This window comes from Streptomyces sp. NPDC002513 (assembly GCF_053595355.1).
Genome location: NZ_JBSFXK010000149.1, coordinates 1 through 1916, shown reverse-complemented (window position 1 = coordinate 1916; position 1916 = coordinate 1). Strand labels below are relative to the sequence as shown.

3 protein-coding genes are annotated in these 1916 nt (G+C 69.3%); 2 read left to right on the top strand and 1 reads right to left on the bottom strand.

Translation table 11 applies throughout. From position 1 onward, the window contains the following. Positions 1–124: 124 nt before the first annotated feature. A complete protein-coding gene (locus ACWD5Q_RS35400) occupies positions 125–583 on the bottom strand; it encodes an acyl-CoA dehydrogenase family protein (protein ID WP_451431172.1) in 459 nt (152 codons plus the stop codon). Positions 584–605: 22 nt separating this feature from the next. Between ACWD5Q_RS35400 and ACWD5Q_RS35395 the strand changes: the two genes are divergently transcribed. Together ACWD5Q_RS35395 and ACWD5Q_RS35390 are read left to right on the top strand one after the other, a co-directional pair. Beyond that, complete coding sequence (locus tag ACWD5Q_RS35395; RefSeq protein ID WP_451431171.1) at positions 606–947, top strand: hypothetical protein; 342 nt, start codon at positions 606–608, stop codon at positions 945–947. Positions 948–1425: 478 nt separating this feature from the next. Continuing rightward, the gene (locus ACWD5Q_RS35390; protein WP_451431170.1) at positions 1426–1647 is read left to right on the top strand and encodes a hypothetical protein; all 222 of its coding nucleotides are present in this window, start codon (positions 1426–1428) and stop codon (positions 1645–1647) included. Positions 1648–1916 lie beyond the last annotated feature (269 nt).

Sequence of the window (1916 nt, the reverse complement as noted above, 5' to 3'; positions counted from 1 at the left end):
GTCCAGCTCCATCTCCTCGACCTCCTCGGCCTGGAACCAACACATCCCCGCTGGCCAGAAACCTGAACGAGCTACCCGCGAAGTACGGAACTAGCTAGATCCGTGCTGTCCGGCGCGGGATCCGTCAACAGTCGCCGGGCGGTGAGGCCGAGCCAGTGCCGGGCCGCACGGAGTAGTCCAGGCCGCTGCGCTCGGCCGCGGACATCTGGGTGATCAGCGACCAGCCGTCACCCGGTGCGCCAAGGACCGCCTCCGGCGCCACCCGTACATCGCTCAGCCGTACGTCGTGGAACTGCTCGTCGGCCAGGCTGGGCAGGGACCGAATGGTCACACCCGGCGTGTCGAGCGGAACAAGGAACAAAGAGATGCCCTCGTACCGGCTCTGCTCCGGGGCTGTGCGCACCGCGCACAGCGCGAGATCCGCGTACGCCGTCTTCAAGTTGTAGGTCTTGCGGCCCTTGAGGATCCAGTCACCACCCGGCAGAGCCTCGGCCCGGGTGGTGATGCCCGCCCGGTCCGAGCCGTGTTCCGGTTCGGTGAACAGGATGCAGACGGACAGCTCCCCAGAGGCGAGCCGAGGCAACAGCCTCTCGCGACTGCACCGCGTGCACCCCCAGTTCCTGGCCCGCCTGGCTCGGCACACGCCGCTGCTGCCCGGTGCGGAGCAGGTGATGTTCATCGACATCGATCTCACCCACCGGCGGGTATACGGCCACGCCAAGCAGGGCGCCGAGGTTGGACGGCTCAAGGGGCAGCGCACGCTGCACCCGATCCTGGCGACGTTGTCCACTCCGATCGCCCGGCCGGTGATCGGCGCGGTTCGCCTGCGCCGGGGCAAAGCTGCCGACGTGCGCGGCGCGGAACGCTTCGTCGCCGAGGCCCTCGCGATCGCGAAGGATGCCGGCGGCAGCGGGATCCGGCTGGTGCGGGCGGACAGCAAGTTCTAGACCGCCGACGTGGTCGCCGCCTGCCGCAGGGCCGGCGCCCACTTCTCCCTGACGACCGGCATGAACCCCTCCATCGCCGCCGCGATCGCCGGGATCGAGGAGGACGCGTGGAGACCGATCCGTTACCCGGATGCCTTCGTCGATCCCGACACCGGCGAGACGGTCTCCGACGCCGAGGTTGCCGAGACCAGCTACACGGCCTTTACTGGCAGGAGGAAGGCCGAGCAGGTCACCGCCCGGCTTATCGTGCGCCGAATCAAGCGGCTGAACGCGGAAGCCGCCCAAGGACAGGGTGAGTTGTTGACCACCTGGCGCTACCACCCGATCTTCACCGACAGCTCCTTCGAGATGCTGGACTCCCTGCACCGACGGCGCGGCCGACGACGAGTTCATCGCCCACCAGGGCCTGTACGTCGCCGGGGCACACCTGCCGTCGGGAAACTTCCAGGCCAACGCCGCGTGGCTGACCTTGTGGGCGATGTCGAACAACCTGCTGCGGGCCGCCGGAGCCCTGGCCTCGCGCTTCCACGCCAAGGCCACCGCCGCCACGCTGCGCGCGCCCACCTCGTCAACGTCCCCGCACGCCTGGCCCGCACCCGCTCGCGTCAAGCTGACGGCTCACCTGCCCAAGCAGTGGCCCTGGCGCGACGCCTGGCTGAGCCTGTTCGACGCCGTCCACCATCCGCCATCCGTGGTCTGACCATTCCATACCGATCCAGCAACCTGACGCCCCATCGGCCACCGGCATCACCGCCGCCCCCTCAGTCCCGACCCGGAAGACACCTCGGACGCGCCGTTACCCGCGCACGGCGGACGCCGCACGCCCTCAAACTCCTGCCGAACACAGCCGACCGGCCCCGGCGAGGGATTGGAAACCCTGTTGCCCATTCGGCTACGCGGCGAGGCTGAGTTCGAGTCGGGCGAGGTGGCTGGTGTGGCGGCGGTCGAGTGGCTTGCCGTTCCACCAGG